The organism is Burkholderia sp. Se-20378 (assembly GCF_017104665.1).
GTDB classification, from domain to species: domain Bacteria; phylum Pseudomonadota; class Gammaproteobacteria; order Burkholderiales; family Burkholderiaceae; genus Burkholderia; species Burkholderia lata.
This window is the reverse complement of sequence record NZ_JAAGPG010000774.1, coordinates 1-3,119: the sequence shown is the minus strand read 5'-3', so window position 1 is coordinate 3,119 and position 3,119 is coordinate 1. Positions and strand designations below refer to the sequence as shown.

Annotated in this window: 4 protein-coding genes; 1 reads left to right on the top strand and 3 read right to left on the bottom strand. The window is 68.7% G+C overall.

Translation table 11 applies throughout. The annotated features are described in order from the left end of the window. Positions 1-775: rhodanese-like domain-containing protein (locus tag G3N93_RS37345; protein WP_307873451.1), on the bottom strand; the 775-nt coding region annotated here is incomplete at its 3' end. A gap of 121 nt (positions 776-896) precedes the next feature. Then, positions 897-1,463, bottom strand: coding sequence for a cysteine dioxygenase (locus G3N93_RS37340; RefSeq protein ID WP_206135269.1), 567 nt, complete (start codon positions 1,461-1,463; stop codon positions 897-899). A gap of 17 nt (positions 1,464-1,480) precedes the next feature. On the opposite strand from G3N93_RS37340, the gene G3N93_RS37335 reads away from it, so the two are divergent. Further along, the gene (locus G3N93_RS37335; protein ID WP_206135268.1) at positions 1,481-2,455 is read left to right on the top strand and encodes a LysR family transcriptional regulator; all 975 of its coding nucleotides are present in this window, start codon (positions 1,481-1,483) and stop codon (positions 2,453-2,455) included. A gap of 61 nt (positions 2,456-2,516) precedes the next feature. Here the strand turns inward: G3N93_RS37335 and G3N93_RS37330 are convergent. Beyond that, the coding region (locus G3N93_RS37330) for an acyl-CoA dehydrogenase family protein (RefSeq protein WP_241026864.1) at positions 2,517-3,119 on the bottom strand (603 nt) is incomplete at its 5' end.

Here is a 3,119-nt window from a genome sequence, read left to right as displayed (position 1 = left end):
TCACGATCGCATCCTTCCACGCCTCGACGCCCGCGGCCATGAACTGGCAGACGAGCTGGCCGCGCGGCGCCGCACCGGCTTCGGCGGTGTCCGCGACGTAGTAGTCGACGATCAGCCCCGGCAGCCCCGCGTTGACGAGCGACTGCGTGCCGATGATGCTTCGTGTGCGGCCCGCGCAGTTGACGATCACCTGCGTCGCCGGGTTCGGCGCAAGCGCGCGCACGCGCAGCACGAGTTCCGCGCCCGGCACGCTCGTCGACGTCGGGATGTTCATCGTCTGGTATTCGTCGAAGCGGCGCGCGTCGACGATCACGACGTCGGCCTTCGCGTCGATCAGCGCCTGCACCTCCTGCGCGGACAGCGACGGCGTGTGCCGCTCGGCCTCGACCCATTCGCCGAACGACTTGCTCGGCACGTTCACGTCGATGAACAGTTCGCCGCCAGCGGCAAGCCAGCCCGCGAGGCCGCCATCGAGCAGCCGCACGTCGGTATAGCCCAGTTGCGCGAGCTTGGCGGCCGCGCGCGGCGCGAGATCCTCGCCGCCCGCTTCACCGAACACGACGATCGGCGTGTCGCGGCGCGGGATCCGCGTCCACGCATCGAGTTCGAGTTTCGACAGCGGAAAGTTGGCGGCCCACAGCGGGTGGCCCTGCGCGTACGGATCTTCCTCGCGTACGTCGATCAGCGCGATCTCGTCGCGGGCAAGCAGGCGCGCGCGCACGTCCTGGTACGACGCGACGGGAAAGAGGGAAATGGAATCGGCGGATTGCGTCACGGTGTCTCTGTCTTGATTGAATGCGTTGAAGTCGGTGAAGAAAGCGGAACGGATGAATCTTGGGCCTGCCGGCGCATGCCGGCAACCGGCCGCGCCGGCGGGCGTTGCATCAGGCCTTGCATCAGGCGTTCGAATAGCCCGACACGAAAGGCTTCACGGTGCCGTCGTCCAGGAACACCGCGCGCTCGACCTTGCCGATGTTCGCGCCGTACACGTGGATGCTGATCGATACCTGATCGGCGAACGCGTTGGTCACGCGGTGGACGTCGCCGATGCGCGGCGACACGGCCTCGATTTCGCCCGGCTGCAGCCGCACGGCGTCGCCCGCCGGCACGGGCTTGCCCGCTGCGTCGAACCCGTACGGCTGCGAGAACTCACCGCCGCGCAGCATCCCGATCAGCCCCCACACCGTGTGGTTATGGATCGGCGTCGTCTGGCCGGGGCCCCACACGAAGCTGACCACCGAGAACCGCTCGTCCGGATCGAGATGCAGCAGGTACTGCCGGTAGCGCACCGGGTCGGGCTGCGCGAATGCGTCGGGCAACCAGTCGTCGTGTTCGACAAGCGCGGCGAGCAGCGCGCTGCCTTCGTCGAGGATGCGCGCCTCGTTCGCGCCGGACGCGAGCAACGCACCCAGACCATCGACGAACGGCCGCAGCGGCGTCTGTTGCAACGAAAGCGTACTCATCGGCTGACTCCTCGAATATGATGCCGAATATGATGGATCGTCATGATGCACCCGAAAGACCATGCAGAACAAACATGAAAATTAGCGATATCGACGCTTTTGCAGCGGTCGTCCGCTGCCAGACCCTGAGCCAGGCCGCGGCCGAGCTCGGGATGACGCAGCCCGCGATCACGCGGCGCGTCCAGAATCTCGAGGAAGCGCTCGGCGTGATCCTGCTCGACCGCAACACCAAGCCGCCGCGACCGACCGACATCGGTCGGCAGGTGTTCGAGCAGTGTCGCGCGATCCTGCGCGAAGTCGATGCGCTGCGCGAGCTGACGGCCGGCAAGCAGCCGCCCGCCGGTGAATTCCGGATCGGGCTCACGCAAGGCCTCGGCGAGCTGATGCTGCCCGCGCTGATCGCCGAACTCGCCGCGCAGTGGCCGGCGCTCGCGACGCAGGTCACGACCGCGTGGGGCGGCATGCTCGTCGAGCGCGTCGCCCGCCGCGAACTCGATGCGGCGCTCGTGTTCCGCGCCCGCGAAATGGTGCTGCCGGCGCAGGTCGAGGGCGAACGGCTGCTGGCCACGCGGCTCGTCGCGGTCGGCCGCAAGGGCGACTGGCCGCGCCGCAGCTACCGGCTCGCCGATTGCCACGCGCGTGGCTGGGTGCTCAATCCGGACGGCTGCGGTTTTCGCGCGGGCTTGCGACGCGCGCTCGACGCGCAGGGCCTGCCGATGCCGGTCACGCTCGACACCTACGGCCGCGACCTGCAACTGCAGAGCGTCGCGAACGGCTTCGGCATCGGACTGATGCCGTTGCCGCTCGTCGAAGGCAGCCCGCTGCGCGATGCGCTCGACATCGTGCCGCTCACCGATTTCAAGCCGCAAATCGATCTGTGGTTGCTGCGCCGCCACGATGCGGCCCGCTTCGACGCACCGCTCGCAGCCGTTGCCGCGCATGCGCGCATGGCGTTCGCGTTGCCCGAGCAGGCGCACGGCAAGGCTGCGTGACCGTACCGGGCGGCGACGGTATCGCGCCGCCCGATCGACGCCCACGCCAGCCCTGCGCCAATCACGCATCGCTGCGGCTGCGTTCGGTCCCGTTGACCGACGCCCCGCTCGTCTCCGTTTCGCGCTTCGTTTCGCGCTTCGTTTCGCGCTTCGTTTCGCGCTTCGTTTCGCGCTTCGTTTCGCGCTTCGTTTCGCGCTTCGTCTCACCCCGCCTCACCGCTTCGAGCGCCGCACGCCCCGCCGCCACCGCGATCGCATCGTCCTGCGGCGTATGCACGCGGCTGCACAGCACGTCACGATAGTGGCGTTCGAGTGGATTGGCACGGCTCAGCCCATGATTGCCCGACAGCTTCAACGCCTGCTCGACCACGCGAATCGCCTGCTCGGTCACGGTGCGCTTGACGAGGCCGCTCGTCGTGACCGTCGGTGCATTGCCCGCGTCGGTGCGCGCGATGTGATCGTCGAGCAGCACGCGGTTCGCATGCAGCCAGCCCTCGATTTCGCCGACCGCTTCCTGCACGCGCGGCAGCGTCGCAAGCGGCGCGCCCAGCCCGCTCGGCGCACGCGTCGTCGCGAACCCGACCAGCCAGTCGCGCGACGCACGCGCCACCGCGTCGTACAGGCTGCCGAGCAGCGCGACCATCCACGCCTGCTGGTCGGCCTG

Bases quoted from the DNA above. Each gene is read 5' to 3' on its own strand.
- G3N93_RS37340 (WP_206135269.1), bottom strand. From the start codon at position 1,463: ATGAGTACGCTTTCGTTGCAACAGACGCCGCTGCGGCCGTTCGTCGAT.
- G3N93_RS37335 (WP_206135268.1), top strand. From the start codon at position 1,481: ATGATGCCGAATATGATGGATCGTCATGATGCACCCGAAAGACCATGC.